We start from the raw sequence: 16,689 nt of genomic DNA, 5'->3' as shown, positions 1-16,689 counted from the left end.
AGAACAGCTATGTCTTATCGATTTTTTGATTGGTTGACTCTCAACCGTGACGTGTTTGCTGCTTACAAAGCTAGTTTGGGCTTTATTTGGGCTTAATTTTTGTTTAAGTCCCGTTAATGCAGATATGTCAATAAAACAAGTCTCTTGTCGGTGATAATTGCCAAAAATCAGCCAAAGTTCAAAGAGATTATTACAATGGAGAATCTCATATATCTGTGAATTTTGACTGTTCACCTATTTAGCTATAACGATCGCAATTTATATTTCCCGAATTTTACGTATGCACATTATAAATGGGTGTATTTATTAGCGTTTATCTGCGAAAACTTACGTTTTTACTAATCCCTAACTTCTCATCTCTATCCCCTCCGTTGCTTGCTAACTATTCATATTGGACAGCTAGGGAAATAGATAACTATAGGATTCATGTTGGATTTTTGCAAAATTCAGGATACTTCTAGTTCCTGGCTTTGCTGTTGTCTATTACGTGCCTACGCAATTAGGTATGGTTAAGCCTCCCATAAGGGATGCAGAAAAATCAGCGTTCAGAGATGATGCTCTATTAAATGTATCATTTTTTCTTTAATATTAGTAGCTGGTGTCACAGGCTGAATTGATTTATACTTTAGACAAACTAATCGATAGAATCAACTGCTTTTTTTTGTCAAAATGATAAATCCAATTGATGGAAACCTCATAAAGTAGCCCTGGATACAAATATCGTAATTTTGAATGACCCAAAAGGTTTAACACCAAGTTTTAGAGATATACAAAATGGCCGGGATGACCCTTGAACAGCTAAAAATATTTCTCGCCGTTGCAGAACACTTACACTTTACCCGTGCTGCCGAGGAGCTTTATATTACTCAGCCCGCCGTCAGTGCAGCCATCCACAACTTAGAACAAGAATACGGAGTGAAGCTGTTTCACCGCATCGGTCGCCACATTGAAATTGCAGAGGCGGGGAAGTTATTACAAATCGAAGCCAGGAAAATTCTTGATCAAGTGACGCTAACTGAACGCGGATTGAGAGAATTGAACAATCTGCAACGAGGAGAATTAAAACTAGGGTCAAGCCTGACGATTGGTAACTACTGGCTACCGAGTAAGATTAGTGAGTTTAAAAGTAAGTATCCAGGGATTACTGTTAACTGTACTCTTGCAAATGCAGAAACGATTTCTGTGGGTACAGCAATGGGACAGTTTGATTTAGGTTTGGTGGAAGGAGATGTTAAACCAGAATTACAGAATAATCTAGAACAAGAAATTATTGGTAGCGATCGCCTACAAATTGTCGTCGGTAAAAATCATCCTTGGTTTGAAAAACAAGAAATCGAAATTGCTGAATTGACTAAAACCCCTTGGGTAATGAGAGAACCAGGTTCGGGAACCCAACATCGTTTTGAAGAAGCCTTGCAAAATTGGGGGATTAACCTGAGTGATTTGAATGTAATTCTCGTTTTCAATAGCGGAGAAATGACAAAAGCTGCTATTGAATCAGGTGTGGGTGCGATTGGTATTTCCGAATTGATGGTGAGAAACGAAATAAAACTAGGAACTCTGCGTGCAATTCGCGTGATAGATAACAGAAATGGCGAGAATGCGATCGCCCAAATCACTCGACCGTTCTACAAACTCAAGCATCGTCAACGCTTTCAAACCGGACTTTCTAAAGCTTTTGAGGAGATGTTAGTGCAGGGGGGTAGAGGTTAGAGAGATGAGGGAGATGGGGGAGAGGGGAAAAACTAATAACTAATGACTAATGACTAATGACTAATGACTAATGACTAATGACTAATTAATTTATTTTTATTTAATAAATAAATGATTTTTTCTGACTTATCTTCAGACTTTTTCTGAGTTATCTAATAATTTTTCATGACTAATATATAGTTGGACAATTTATTTTTTACAAAATCTCCATATCGTTTTACATTAGTGATTAACTGGAGAATACGAGGTAACAGCAAAATTAGAATATTTTTGGCAATAACAGAAAAGACAATAAATGCTCACTATTTGTAACATAGATGTATCACCCACCTTTAGGTAGATTGGCGAAAGCGAAAAAACAGTATATTTTGGATGAGCTAACACAAGATGGTTAATGTAACTTCATGCAAAATAAATAATTTTGAGCGCAAATTTATCCATTCTTGTTACATTTAGTTAATTAGCTCTAAGGTTCGCTGTAAACCATGTCATCCCCTGAGCCTCAAACTGATTTTACAGACAGTCTTCCCCAGGCATCCCGTGAGTTGCCGCCCAAGCGACGGCGGTGGCCCTGGTTATTGTTAGCTGCCATCTTATTATTAGGGGGTGGAGCAGCTATATGGCGGTTCCTCACTCCAGCAAGCCCACCGCCCGGTGCTAATGCTCAACCGCCAGGGGTAAGAGTCAAGATATCACCGATACAAGCCGGTACAATCGAAGAAAGTGAAGTGTTTGTCGCTAGTTTAGAATCGCGGCGTTCTGTAACTCTCCAACCGCGAGTCCAAGGTCAAGTAAGCCAGATATTTGTGCGATCAGGAGATGCGATCGCCACTGGTGCAGCCGTCATCCAAATCGACCCCAGACAGCAACAAGCAGCAGTTGAAAGTAATAGCGCTGCAACTCAAGCAGCCCAGGCTGAATTACTAAACGCTCAGGCTACCCTCAAATCCCTAGAAGCTGAAAGACTATCCAACGTTGCTGATGTGCAATTAAATCAGCAGGAATACGACAGATATACTAGTTTGGCGGATCAAGGAGCAGTATCCAGACAAACCAGAGATCAGTATGCTAACAGATTAGCCACAGCCAGAGCTACTCTCAACGCCACAGAAGCTAGGATTCAAGCCCAAAGAGCCACCATAGCCCAGGCACAAAAATCCATCCAGCAAGCCCAAGCCAACACAGAACAACAACAAGTCCAACTCCAATACTATAGAGTCACTGCTCCCTTTGAAGGCACTGTGGGCAATATTCCCGTTAAAATTGGTGATTTTGTCAATACTTCCACACCACTATTAACAATTACGCAAAACCGACCCTTAGAAGTTAACATTTCTGTACCACTAGAACGAGGCCCCCAACTACGTCAGGGAATGCCTGTAGAGATTCTCAACACCCAGGGTCAAGTATTGGGTACTAGTAGAGTATTTTTCATCGCTCCCAATGCCAGCAACCAGACACAATCAGTTCTAGTGAAAGCCTTATACAACAACACCAATGGTCAACTCAGAGCAGACCAACTAGTACGGGCGAGAGTTATTTGGAGCCAACGTTCAGGTGTTTTAGTCCCAACTACAGCCATAGCTCGTATAGCAGGGGAAACTTTTGTTTATGTAACACAAACGGAAACATCACCCAAAGGAACCTCCCAACTAGTGGCGAGGCAAAAGCGAGTACAACTAGGCGACATCAGAGGCAATAATTATCAAGTTATATCAGGATTACAACCGAATGAGACAATTATTACATCCGGGCTGCTAAATCTGCGTGATGGCATTCCCATCATTCCTGAATCTTAGGGTTGGGGACTGGGTACTGGGTACTGGGGACTGGGAGATAAAAAAAGAAGGTATTCCTCATCCCCAATCCCCAATTCCTCATCCCCAATCCCCAATCCCCAATCCCTAATCCCCAATCCCTAATCTCCATGTTTGTTGACTTCTTTATCAGGCGACCTGTATTTACAAGTGTCTGCGCCATCATCATTTTGCTGGTGGGTGCGATCAGTATACCTACCCTACCTACCGATCGCTATCCAGAAATTAGTCCAACGCAAATTATTGTCAATTCTAACTACGTTGGTGCTAATGCGGAAGTCGTAGAAAATACGGTGACGAGTATCTTAGAACGCCAAATCAACGGCGTTGAAGGTATGAAGTACATGACCTCCAGCAGTAGTAACGATGGCACTAGTACAAATACGATCACCTTTGACCCATCACGGAACAAAGATATCGCCGCCGTCGATGTGCAGAATCGGGTGTCTATTGCTGAACCCCAGCTACCGGAGGCTGTACAGCGTACTGGGGTGACGGTTAATAAACAGTCCAACAATATTCTATTGGCAATGGGGCTGTATACCGACAAACAGGAATATGACACGGTATTTTTAAGTAACTATGCTGACCAATATATAGTAGATGCCCTGAAAAGGATTGATGGTGTAGGTGAGGCGCGGATTTTTGGGGAACGTCGTTATGCCATGCGGTTATGGCTTGACCCAAATCGCCTAGCTAGCCGGAGCCTGACAGCCCAAGATGTGATTGATGCCATCAATGAACAAAACCTACAGGTAGGGGTTGGGCAAATCGGGCAACAGCCCACCTCACCAGACCAAATGTATCAAATAGACCTGCAAGCTCGCGGTAGACTCACGGAAGCAACTGAATTTGCTGACATGGTGATTAAAACCGGGACTGATGGCACACTCATCAAGCTGAAAGATATTGGTCGGGCAGAATTGGGGGCAGAAAATTATAGTTCGTTTCTGCGATTTCGAGGTAATGAGGGGGTGGGTATAGGTATATTCCCCACCCCAGGTAGTAATGCCCTAGAAGTTGCCAAAGCAGTCAAAGCGGAAATGGCTAGGCTGGCGCAAAGCTTCCCCCCAGGCTTGAAATATCAAGTAGCATTTGATACGACATTGTTTGTGGAAGAGTCCTTGGCAGAAGTAGTCAAGACACTGATTGAAGCCTTGGTTTTGGTTGTTTTGGTAATTTACATCTTCTTGCAGGACTGGCGCACCACACTCATTCCCGTAGTTACCATACCCTTAACCTTGATTGGGACTTTTGCCTTTATCAAGCTTTTTGGGTTCTCGATTAACACCTTGACCCTGTTTGGTTTGACATTAGCCACAGGGTTGGTAGTGGATGATGCGATCGTCGTTGTGGAAAATATCGCTCGCTTAATTGAAGACGAGGGAATGTCACCGCGTCAGGCTGCTTCTGAATCGATGCGAGAACTGTTTGGGGCAGTAATTGCGACTTCTTTAGTAATGATTGCAGTATTTGTCCCCGTCGCCTTCTTCCCAGGGACTACAGGACAGATTTATAAACAATTTGCGCTGACCATCGCTTTTTCGATGATCATCTCCACCTTTTTAGCTATCACCGTCACTCCTTCACTTTCAGCCCTATTACTGCGTCGGGGACAGCAACCGAGAGGTTGGTTAGGCTGGATTTTTCACCAAGTGAATAGGTTTATAGATTGGGTGCGTCGGGGATATGAGCGATCGCTAAATTTTCTAGTGAAAGTCAGAGCGATCGTTGTCTTATTATTCCTCGTCTCCATCGGATTGACAGGATGGCTATATCTCACCGTACCCACAGCATTTATCCCTGATGAAGACCAGGGCTATTTCATCACTATCATTCAAGGCCCAGAGGGAGTTTCTCTTAACTACACGAGCAAAGTCATGACTCAAGTAGAAAAAGAAATCCTCAAATTGCCAGAAGTTATGGGTACTTTTGCCATTGGTGGTTTTAGTTTCAGTGGTAACACGGCTAACACGGGCGTAATTTTTACCACACTCCGCCCTTGGGATGAGCGACAAGCCCCTGGACAATCAGCACAAGAAATTATCGGTAAACTGGCGGGAATTTTCTCTACCATTACCGAAGCCAGAATCTTTCCCGTGAGTCCGCCAGCAATTAACGGTTTAGGCAACTTCGGCGGCTTTGAATTTCAACTGCAAGATAGAGCAGGTAATAGTGGTTTAGATAACCTGCTGCAAGTCATGTTTCAAATCATGGTTCGCGGTAATCAGACTCCAGGTTTGCAGGCTGTATTTAGTACTTTTAGTGCTAATACACCCCAGATGTTAATTGACATCGATCGCAACAAAGCCAAAGCCCTACAAGTTGATGTAGACGAAGTGTTCAATACTCTCCAATCCTACTTGGGTTCGCGCTATGTCAACGACTTCAATTTACAGCAGAGGACTTACCGAGTCTACGTACAAGCAGATGCTCAATTCCGTTCTAACCCCGAAGATATCGGTAAACTATATGTCCGCTCTGCTAACGATCAAATGATTCCCCTAAGTAATCTAGTCAAGGTAACTTCTGCAACTGGAGCGCAAACCATCAGCCATTACAACCTCTTCCGCTCTATCGCCATTAACGGTTCCGCCGCTCCTGGTTATAGTTCTGGTCAAGCAACTACAGCTATGGAACAATTAGCCAAACAGGTTTTACCTGCCAGTATGGGTTACGAATGGTCGGGGATCACGGCTGAAGAAAAAGAATCTGGCGGTCAAGCGCCCTTAATTTTTGGGCTAGGACTAGTGTTTGTGTTTCTCGTACTGGCGGCTCAATACGAAAACTACGTTGACCCATTAATCATTATGTTTTCCGTTCCCTTGGCGATTCTGGGCGCATTGTCGGCTCAGTGGGTGCGGGGTCTGAGCAATGATGTCTTCTGTCAAGTAGGTTTAGTTATGTTGATTGGTTTGGCAAGTAAAAACGCAATTTTGATTGTGGAATTTGCCAACCAATTACGAGAGCGCGGTCTACCACTGATCAAAGCCGCCGTACAAGCGTCACAAGAAAGGTTGCGCCCGATTCTCATGACTTCCTTATCCTTTATTTTGGGCGTTTGGCCATTGATCAATCCCGTAGGCGCAGGTGCAGCCAGCAGAAAATCATTAGGTACAGCCGTTGCTGGGGGGATGATTGTCTCAACTTTGTTGAGTTTGTTTGTTGTTCCCATTTTGTACATCGTCATTGGCAAAATTCGCGATCGCTTCCAACGACCCCCTCAGAATCTATCGCTAGAATCTAGCCGTGATGGCAAAGTTCCTTCAAGTAGTCATAGATAATAGCACTTAGGCAAGTGTCATTATCAAACTAACTGTAGGTGCGTCAAGTTAAAGTAACAACAGTTATACCGATTCAAAAAATATTTGCCACATATCGATTATCTGTAGGGGCGCACAGCTAGCTGTGCGCCCCTATCCACATATCTGTCGCCTTCTTTTTGCAAATTTGTATTAGTTTCTCTCAGTTAGCAAATTTTTCTGATATTTTTCAGTCCTGACAATTGCTAAAATATACATATTAATTTACTTAACAATGAGCTTGCTAAAAATAGAATATATAGCCATTTTCAATCTAGTGAGGTACAGGTATGCAAATAGACCTAACCCCCTAACCCCCTTCCCGAAGCGGGAAGGGGGAACAATTCAAAGCCTCTCTCCTTTTAGGAGAGAGGTTTGGAGAGAGGTTAAAATTGTACTTCACTAGACCAAGAACCGCTATAATATATTTATTGGCAGGCAAGAAGCGACACACAAAATATTTAAGCCCAATCTCTGACTGACACATTTGGCAGAGGAATTGTCAATGCGAGGCTAAAATAGTAATCTACGTGTAAATTGCTTGAATTATTGATTTTATGACTTCTGCGACGACCGTAAAAACTGAGTACGAAGCGATTATCGGTCTAGAAACCCATTGTCAGCTGAGTACTAATACCAAGATTTTTTCTAGTAGCTCGACAGCATTCGGGGGAGACCCTAATACTAACATTGACCCGGTGTGTATGGGTTTACCTGGAGTTTTACCCGTACTCAACGAAAAAGTTCTAGAATACGCCGTTAAGGCAGGTTTGGCGCTGAATTGCCAAATTGCTAAATATAGTAAATTTGACCGTAAACAGTACTTTTATCCTGATTTACCGAAAAATTATCAAATTTCTCAATATGACCTACCTATAGCTGAACATGGATGGCTAGAAATTGAGTTGCTAGATGCTGATGGGAATCCCCAGCGCAAACGTATCGGGATCACACGTTTGCACATGGAAGAGGACGCGGGTAAATTAGTCCATGCAGGGAGCGTTGGCGGAGCCTCTCGGAACGAGAATCGCATTGCTGGCTCTACCTATTCTCTAGTAGACTACAACCGTGCAGGTGTGCCATTGGTAGAAATTGTCTCTGAACCCGATATTCGTTCTGGACAAGAAGCCGCCGAATATGCCCAAGAATTACGCCGGATTTTACGCTATCTTGGTGTGAGTGATGGCAATATGCAGGAAGGTTCTCTGCGTTGTGATGTCAACATATCTGTGCGTCCAGTAGGACAAGAAAAGTTTGGCACGAAGGTAGAAATTAAAAATATGAACTCCTTCAGCGCCATTCAAAAAGCAATTGAGTACGAAATTGAACGGCAAATAGAAGCCATCGAGTCAGGGGAAAGAATTATTCAAGAAACGCGGTTGTGGGAAGAAGGTTCACAACGCACAATTAGTATGCGGACTAAAGAAGGTTCTAGCGATTACCGCTACTTCCCCGAACCAGATTTAGCACCCATTGAGGTAACAGATGAACAGCTTCATCAATGGCGCAGTGAATTACCAGAACTACCAGCCCGAAAACGCGATCGCTACGAAAACGAATTAGGGCTATCTGCTTATGATACCAGAGTACTGACAGAAGAAGTCGCTGTATCTCAATATTTTGAAGCGGCGATCGCATCTGGTGCAAGTCCCAAAGCGGCAGCAAACTGGATCACCCAAGATATCGCCGCCTACCTCAACAAACAAAAGCTGAGTATTACCGAAATCGGTTTAACCCCTGCTAACTTAGCAGATGTGATTACGCGGATTGAATCTGGTAAAATTAGCAACGCCCAAGCCAAACAAAAGTTACCAGAGTTACTAACAGGATTATCCCCAGAAAAAGCCTTTGCTGGTCAAGAACTTATTAGCGATCCCAGCGTTTTAGAACCCATCGTTGATGAAGTGATAGCAGCTAACCCCAAAGAACTAGAAAAATACCGTAACGGTAACACCAATCTTAAAGGCTTCTTTGTTGGGCAAGTGCTGAAAAAAACTAACAAACGTGCTGACCCCAAACTGACAAACGAATTGGTAGAAAAGAAACTGAACGGCTAATACCAGCCTTTACTCAGTCATATTTTCACAAGAGTTTTACATAAATTACAAATAATGGGTGTCGATAATCACAAGCGAGTGGGTAACATAAGTCTGTTATATGCACCCTAATAACCAGGAGAGTTACACAAGTGGCTCTCCTTATTTCTTAGAGGAGAAGTGACAGGAGACAGGCGCTTAAACTGTTGGCTATCAAGATTTTATTAGGACTTACGCAAGTGTCATAATCAAACTAACTGTAGGGTGCGTCAGCCCCAATAATTTCGTATAATTTCGTACACATTTAAGGATTTTCCACATCTGACGCACCCTACCCCATGTGCCAGTTGCGTCAGTCCTATTTATAATTCATCCATAACCCAACTTATGCGGCAACTGCTGTAAACCCATTTTTTACCAAAAATTTGGGTCTAAAGCTCCTAGAGAAATAAATGAGACTGTATTAATCAAGCCATGTAAATAAGTCAATTTAGGAAAGGTTTGGAGGTCTAAGGTTGGTAAAGTTAGTGGCACAATAATGATTGTCAATCATCTTGGCAGAGGTTCCAGTCCATCGCCCAATCGCAGTGCTGTTAATATGTGATTCTACACACAAACTGATAAATGTGTGTCGTGTCTGGTAACTTTTACGATACGGTATGCTGCATTTGGCTAAGATTGCTTTCCATGCACGATGAGAGAAGTTATGATGATCGATGAATTTTCCTTTTGGACTGGTAAACATTAATGCTTCAGGTACTGCTTCTTCCGGCCTAATCTCATCTAAAATTTCTAATAATTCTGAATTAATCGGGAAATCACGCTTTATTTGCGTTTTTAGTCCCTCCTTCATGACTAAGCCATCTTCAGAAACCACAACAGATTCTCGAAACTGAACCACACTAGTTGTAATATGTTTCCACTTCAAAGCAATTGCCTCAGATGGCCTGCATCCAGTAAAAAACAGGAAGCGTACATAATTTGTGTAATGGCTGTAGTAGCGATCGCTAGCAAAAGTACGAATAATTAAATCTCTTTCTTCTTTACTAAAGGGATTAATATCTTGTTCTTCAGTAGTACCCTTGGGTGCTTTGATTTTCATAGCAGCAAACGGGTTAGCGTCAATTAGACCTTCTTCCATTGCCCAATTGCAGCAAGCTTTGAACTGAGTTAAACAACGCTTTGCAGCATCTGGAGTTAAGTTGGCTAAAAGATAATCTCGAATAGTGGATGCTTCATCTAGCGATCGCGTGGGTAACTTAGCGATGTGATTTCGATGCTTGGCAAAATCTTTAGCGAACGTACTAGGACTGATTTGAGGTTTTTTGAACTCGCTATATTTATTCCATAGCTCATCTAAGTGTGGTTTTTGTTTATGAATTGGTGTAACTGGTGTAACCGTACTTAGGGATGATCTAGGCTTGTATTTCTCTAAAGATTCGTCAAACCGTTCGTATAAGATGTCTTTCTCAATTTCTGCTGCTTTAAATTCAGCCAGTTTCCGGTTAGCGGGAATATCAAGTAATCCTGTAGACAAATAATGACGCTTACCACCGTAGTGAAACCTCAACTGTAACCGACCATTAGAGCTAATGATTGATACAGATCCTTTGTATCCCCGTTCCTTAGAATTTTTTGAGAACATCTGTATTAATGGTGTAATTATCCTCTACTCTACACCATTTACACCATTTTTACACCACTTTTTGGTCTAAAGGTGTCTAAAGATGTCTAATATGTATCTTAAAAATAGAACTAATGTTCTATTTTTGTTAGGGGGTGGAAATTAAAAAACCCTTGAAACTCAATGTTTTCAAGAGTTTTTTGGAGATGCCAGGAACCAGACTTGAACTGGTGACACGAGGATTTTCAGTCCTCTGCTCTACCAACTGAGCTATCCCGGCTTGGGCTTTTTTATTAGCCACGATTAATAATATTAGCGAACATAAAATGATTTGACAAGGGTTTGAGAAAAAAATTTTATGCAGCCTGGAAACGTAGCTTTGTCCAAGTAAACACAGCCACAAACAAGAGGAACTGGATCAGCACAATACTAGGGCCAGAAGCGAGATTGAAAGCGCCGGAGAGGATAATGCCAACAATGCTACTAGCAGCGCCGACTAAAACTGAGAGGAACAGAAAGCGCCCAAAGTGGTGACTCATTAACTTAGAAGTAGCAGCCGGAATGACTAAAAAAGCATTTACCAATAAAATACCAACAGCTTTAATCGCTACAGCCACGGCTAGGGAAAGCAAGACCACGAAAGCGTAACGATATAATTGCACAGGAACACCTTGAACTTTTGCGACATCCTGGTTCAGCGTCAATAAAATTTGCTTGCGTAGGGTTGAGAGTAAAAAAATGCTGCTGGCTACGAGTATAAGGAATGTCAAGATTAAATCGATCGCATCAATAGCTAGAATATCGCCAAACAAAACACCCATTAAATTTCCGCGATATCCTTGAATTAGGCTAGTCAGAATGACACCGATCGCCAATGCACCAGAGAGAACTATACTCAGTACGCTATCACTACCCAAATCAGTCTGATCAATCAAATAGAGAACGACTACACCAAAGACTAGAGTGAACGGTAATAACATCGAAGTTGGGTTGACTTGTAGCAGCACACCCAAAACTACCCCTACTAATGCTGCGTGACCTACTGCATGGCTGAAAAACGATAGCTGGCGCAAGGTGACAAAACTGCCTAGCAAACCCCCTAGTATCCCCATCAAGATAGCACCTGCGATCGCACGCTGCATAAACGGGAATTGCAGCAAACTCACCAAATCTTGCATACTCGCTGCACCAATGAGAAAGCAGGAGGTAGGAGTCCACCAAGCCAAGGATGTAATACTCATACAATCGAACTTTTCCTTACTTATATTTGCTTGTATCTTTCATCACTTATATGTAAAAATATTTATAATTTTTAAATTTTCATTAAAGTATATAATTGTCTCTATCTGGACTTTCGTTTACAAATTGTCTTAAATATCAATTTAATTGAATATTTTTCTAATTAAATAATTAAACTCACAAATATCTCATGATTAAATCTCATAGAACTTGCACTGTAGAACTCCTTAATTCAAGTGTTGCTCCTCCAACAGATGATATTCTCAGCAACGATAAAGCCCAACGCATGGCTGATTTTTTTAGTTTTTTAGGTGATGCCAATCGCTTACGAATTCTCTCTTTTCTAGCGAGAGAAGAACTGTGTGTAAGTGACATAGCCACTCAATTAAATATGAGTGAATCTGCTGTTTCTCATCAGTTAAGAAACTTACGTGCCATGCGTTTAGTCACTTATCGCAAACAAGGTCGTCATGTGTTCTATCGCCTCCACGATAATCATATTTTGGAGCTTTATCAGGCTGTGACAGAACATTTAGACGAAAAAGATTAATGTTTGTTAGGGAACAGGGGACAGGAAACAGAGAAAAAGCATAGATGCAACCTAAGTTTTTTAATTGCGTAGCGTTAGCCTTCCTTTAGGGTACTTTGAATTTTGAATTATCTAATGATGATGTTCGTAGCGACTAAACCCAGGGCCATAGGTTGCTAACAGATTTTGGGGAGAAAGTGCTATTTCTGGTTGACCAGTACAGACAAGAGTTTGGTTGAGACAAAGCACGCGATCGCAATGGCGACTTACCATATCAATATCATGGGAAACTTGTAAAATAGTCCAACCTTCCTGTTGCTTTAATTCGTTCAGCATTGCATAAAAATCAGTCGCACCCTGCATATCAACTCCTGCAAAAGCCTCATCCAAAACTAAAATTTTCCGAGTTATTACCAAACAGTAAGCCAGCAAAACTCGCTTAAGTTGACCACCACTCAGAGTACCGATCGCTTGATTGCGTAAATGATAAGTATCGGTTCTAGTTAAAGCTGCGGCGATCGCTGCTGTTTTTTCCCGGCTTTGACTCCGCAACTTCCAGAAAAATGAATGTTGCTTACTCCCTTCAGCCACCCATCCTAATCCTACCAGTTCTGCAACAGAAATAGGAAAGCTCCGGTCAAAAATGAAGTTTTGTGGCATATAGCCTAAAAGATGACGTAAATTTCCCAATCTAGTTATAGGGCGACCAAAAATTTCAATCTTACCACTGCTGTGGGGAATCAAATCTAAAACTGCTTTAACCAAAGTGCTTTTACCTGCACCATTAGGCCCTACTATTGCTGTATCTGTCCCTGGTATTAATTCAAAAGAAACATCTCGAACAGCTAAATAATTTCCTTGATATACGGTCAAGTTTTCTACTTTTAAAATGGGCGATGTCATTAGTCCTAGCTGAAAAATAGAGAGTGGTGGTAGAAGTGTTAAGGAAGATAATTGTCAATTGTATAATACCTATTTACAAGCAGCTTCTAGCTTTTGTAAGTTCTCCCTCATTGCTTGGAAGTAATACTGCGGATTTGTTTCCCCAGTCTCCAAAGAACTTAGAGGGCTTAAAGTTAAATTCAAATCTTTAGATAGGCTGGTAAGTAATTTATTATCTACACCCGGTTCACTAAATAAAGCTTTTACCTGATATTTCTTGACTGTATTCACTGTTTTTTGTACATCAGTTGGTGAAAGTTGATCCTCTGGTATTTCTACCACAGCTACTTGCTTTAAGTTATAGCGTTGAGCTAGATAAGGAAAAGCATCATGAAACGTGATAAATGTGCAGTTGGGCGTTTTGTTCAAGGTTTGCTGAAATTCACGATGTAAATTGTCCAATTCCTTTATATAAGCTTCGGCATTAGTTTGGTAAGTAGCCTTATTTGCAGGATCAGCCGCAATTAACCCATCCCGAATATTGATCACTTGCTGTTTTGCTAATACTGGATCTAGCCATACGTGCGGATTGCCGTCAGAATGTTCATGGCTGTGTTCTTTTGCTGTTGGTTCTAAAACTGGTGAAATTTCATTGAGAACTTTAATATTTTTGCTGGCATCTATTTGAGTTAGTTGTGGATTTTGGGCGTTTTTTACTGTATTGTCAAGAAAAGTTTCCAAACCTAACCCATTTTTGATTAAAACATTGGCTGTGGCGATCGCCTTCACCGCATCAGGTGTAGATTGATACTCATGTATTTCTGTCCCTGGAGGTAACAAAATCGCCACATCTGCGGCTTCTCCAGCTACTGCTTTAGTAAATAAATATATGGGCAAAATGGTTGCTACTACTTTGGTTTTGGGTTTTTGTCCTGTTGGACTTGCAGCAGCTTCCTGTGCTATTGGCGACTGTTGAGTAGTTGTTCCTTGATTGCTATTTGACTGGTTACAGCCAACCACAACAAATAAAATTAGCAAGGTCATTAAAGACAAGAGGCTATCTTGTAGTCTATCTAATCTCAGTTTGATTTGAGTCCAAATCACCGTATTTTTCCCTCCAAGGCTGCTGACACTGCATTTGCCATCATCAATCCCGATTTTGAGGATGATGCTGATCGTACATCTGTTATATTATAATAATAATCATTCTCACGGAAGAATACAGTAATCTTTAGTTTGCAATCACTAAGCTGTTGCACACATAAGAGAGCATATTCTTTCTTATATGCTGTTGGCGGTTAAGCGTTCATTGTTAACAATTAACTGTAAATAAAGCTACTCAATGATTAAGTAACTTACAAGTGTAAAGCCAAAAGTGTTTTGGAGGAATTACTGTATAAATTTTCTTGTTCTAACTATATAAATTACGAATCCTTAACTTTATTTGTGACAAAAATTCCTCAGTGCTGGTAATATCTTGAAAAGACTTTTGAAGCAAATATACTCTTACCTTAGCTTGGGATAGACCTTAGCAATCACTAAGTAGGTGTGAGTAAAGTGTGAGGAGAAAAATGCAGAATTTTTGTAAGTATTGGCTAGTTAACCCAGCCACAATTTTTAGTGTCATATTATTTTCTGGTGCTGCTACCTTTGCAGGAGAGACAGCAGCCACAACAGAAGTAAATCAATCCACAACAATAGCTAACACAAACCTAGAGTTTGATCAGAGTAATCAACCGGGGGTAATGTCGCAAGTTACCTCAGTATCGCAATTTTCCGACGTACAACCAACAGATTGGGCGTTTCAAGCATTGCAATCATTGGTAGAACGTTACGGTTGTATTGCTGGGTATCCCAATGGAACCTATCGCGGTAATCGTGCCTTAACAAGGTATGAATTTGCCGCCGGGTTAAATGCTTGTCTCGATAGAGTCAACGAACTCATCGCCACCGCCACGGCTGAGTTAGTCAGAAAAGAAGACTTAGCCACATTACAAAGGCTACAAGAAGAATTTTCTGCGGAACTTGCAACATTAAGAGGTCGAGTTGATGCTTTAGAAGCAAGAACTACTGAACTAGAAGCAAATCAATTCTCTACTACAACAAAACTACAAGGACAAGTAGTCACTGTTATTAGTGATGTTTTATCAGGTAAGCGCGTTGATGGTAGAGAAATTGAACAGAAAAATACTACCCTGGGAGCAAGAGCGCGAATAGAATTTGTTACCAGTTTTACTGGTCAAGACACATTGTTTACTCGAATCCAGACGAATAATATTGTTAGCCCCGACATTAATACTCCAGAAGGGAACTTATTTTTTGGTTTACCTCTTGAAGATGCTAGCAATAACGCTGGTATTGACGCTTTATGGTACTCATTCCCTCTAGGCAAAAACACGCAAATTAAACTGATTGCAAATGCAGGTGCAGCAGACGACTTGACAAGTACTGTAAACCTGTTTGATGGTGATGGCGCTTTCGGTGCTATATCTACTTTTGGTACAAGAAACCCAATTTATGCACAGGTAGCTGGTGCAGGTTTAGGTGTGAACTATCAGTTTAATGATAGGTTAGCCCTGAGTCTTGGCTATTTGAGCGGTACAGCTAATAACCCAGCACCTAAGAGTGGTTTATTTGATGGGGGTTACGGCGCATTAGCACAACTGACAATTAAACCGAGCGATCGCATCACTGTAGGATTAACATACATTAATTCCTACAATCAACCACTACTTACAGGAAGTAATGCAGCTACTTTCGCGCCTTTATTTGATGAAGAAGATAACCTAGATATTCCCTTTTCCAGCAATTCCTACGGTATTCAAGCATCCATCGGCATCACCGATAGGATAGTTTTAGGTGGTTGGGCTGGTTATACCACAAGCCGCACCCTAACTGGAGAACGTGGCGATGTTGATATTTGGAACTATGCTGTTACCCTTGGCTTCCCTGACCTGGGCAAAAAAGGTAACTTAGCAGGTATCATTGTGGGCATGGAACCAAAAGTAACTAGTTCTCGCGTTGGTGAAATAGATAGAGATAGAGATACTTCCTACCATTTGGAAGCATTCTATCAATACAAACTCAGCGACAATATCACCATCACACCCGGAGTTATCTGGCTAACAGCACCAGACCACAACGATGATAACGATGGCGTAGTCATTGGGGCTTTGAGAACTACATTTAGTTTCTAATTTCAATAAAAATTATCAGCAAGACGCAAAATAATTATTTGCGTCTTTTTTTTAACTATTTTAGGACTTACGCAACTGGCAGATTTTTTCTGTAGGGTGTGTGACTGGCGATAATATTTGAACGTAGTCATGAGACTTGTAGCGTCACGCACCAACCACCAATTGTGACACTTGCGTAAGTCCTGATTCATTTAGATAAACCCTGGTGACAGTTGCCTAAATTCTGGTATTGCATATGCAAATCAGTCTAATTAGAAAATTTGTAGAAACTACTGAAAATTTAGCGTATAATAAAGTTTAATGACTTACAGCACTTTCCATGAGGAAAAGCTAATAACTTTAGTCTCTAA

10 protein-coding genes and 1 tRNA gene are annotated in these 16,689 nt (G+C 41.3%); 6 read left to right on the top strand and 5 right to left on the bottom strand.

Features of this window, described 5'->3' with window-relative positions; translation table 11 throughout:
- Positions 1-774 precede the first annotated feature (774 nt).
- From H6G83_RS17180 to gatB, 4 genes are all read left to right on the top strand, one after another.
- Positions 775-1,713: a LysR substrate-binding domain-containing protein gene (locus H6G83_RS17180; protein ID WP_190474472.1), complete on the top strand. Its 939-nt coding sequence runs from the start codon at positions 775-777 to the stop codon at positions 1,711-1,713.
- 485 nt (positions 1,714-2,198) lie between these two features.
- Entirely contained in the window at positions 2,199-3,512 is a 1,314-nt protein-coding gene (locus H6G83_RS17175; RefSeq protein ID WP_190474469.1) for an efflux RND transporter periplasmic adaptor subunit, read from the top strand.
- A 128-nt stretch (positions 3,513-3,640) separates the two neighbouring features.
- A complete protein-coding gene (locus H6G83_RS17170) occupies positions 3,641-6,814 on the top strand; it encodes an efflux RND transporter permease subunit (protein WP_190474467.1) in 3,174 nt (1,057 codons plus the stop codon).
- 575 nt (positions 6,815-7,389) lie between these two features.
- A complete protein-coding gene (gatB, locus tag H6G83_RS17165; RefSeq protein WP_190474465.1) occupies positions 7,390-8,889 on the top strand; it encodes an Asp-tRNA(Asn)/Glu-tRNA(Gln) amidotransferase subunit GatB in 1,500 nt (499 codons plus the stop codon).
- Positions 8,890-9,358: 469 nt separating this feature from the next.
- Here the strand turns inward: gatB and H6G83_RS17160 are convergent, their stop codons facing one another.
- The 3 genes from H6G83_RS17160 to H6G83_RS17150 all read right to left on the bottom strand — a co-directional run bounded on the left by H6G83_RS17160 (position 9,359) and on the right by H6G83_RS17150 (position 11,670).
- Positions 9,359-10,513: a site-specific integrase gene (locus tag H6G83_RS17160; RefSeq protein ID WP_190474463.1), complete on the bottom strand. Its 1,155-nt coding sequence runs from the start codon at positions 10,511-10,513 to the stop codon at positions 9,359-9,361.
- 186 nt (positions 10,514-10,699) lie between these two features.
- A tRNA-Phe gene (locus H6G83_RS17155) sits at positions 10,700-10,772 on the bottom strand.
- 76 nt (positions 10,773-10,848) lie between these two features.
- Positions 10,849-11,670 (bottom strand): metal ABC transporter permease, encoded by an 822-nt coding sequence (locus H6G83_RS17150; protein WP_242044645.1) that lies wholly within the window; start codon positions 11,668-11,670, stop codon positions 10,849-10,851.
- A 347-nt stretch (positions 11,671-12,017) separates the two neighbouring features.
- On the opposite strand from H6G83_RS17150, the gene H6G83_RS17145 reads away from it, so the two are divergent.
- Positions 12,018-12,281 carry an ArsR/SmtB family transcription factor gene (locus tag H6G83_RS17145; protein WP_390822176.1) on the top strand — a complete coding sequence of 88 codons (264 nt, stop codon included), beginning with the start codon at positions 12,018-12,020 and terminating at the stop codon, positions 12,279-12,281.
- A 111-nt stretch (positions 12,282-12,392) separates the two neighbouring features.
- Here the strand turns inward: H6G83_RS17145 and H6G83_RS17140 are convergent, their stop codons facing one another.
- Positions 12,393-13,163 carry a metal ABC transporter ATP-binding protein gene (locus H6G83_RS17140; protein ID WP_190474458.1) on the bottom strand — a complete coding sequence of 257 codons (771 nt, stop codon included), beginning with the start codon at positions 13,161-13,163 and terminating at the stop codon, positions 12,393-12,395.
- 69 nt (positions 13,164-13,232) lie between these two features.
- The gene (locus H6G83_RS17135; RefSeq protein WP_190474483.1) at positions 13,233-14,186 is read right to left on the bottom strand and encodes a metal ABC transporter substrate-binding protein; all 954 of its coding nucleotides are present in this window, start codon (positions 14,184-14,186) and stop codon (positions 13,233-13,235) included.
- A gap of 527 nt (positions 14,187-14,713) precedes the next feature.
- On the opposite strand from H6G83_RS17135, the gene H6G83_RS17130 reads away from it, so the two are divergent.
- On the top strand, positions 14,714-16,339 hold the full coding sequence (locus H6G83_RS17130) for an iron uptake porin (protein WP_190474456.1): 1,626 nt from the start codon (positions 14,714-14,716) through the stop codon (positions 16,337-16,339).
- The last annotated feature ends 350 nt before the right edge of the window (positions 16,340-16,689 follow it).

It is taken from the genome of Anabaena azotica FACHB-119 (assembly GCF_014697625.1).
Classification (GTDB): domain Bacteria; phylum Cyanobacteriota; class Cyanobacteriia; order Cyanobacteriales; family Nostocaceae; genus Trichormus; species Trichormus azoticus_A.
This window is presented reverse-complemented; position numbering and strand designations above follow the sequence as displayed.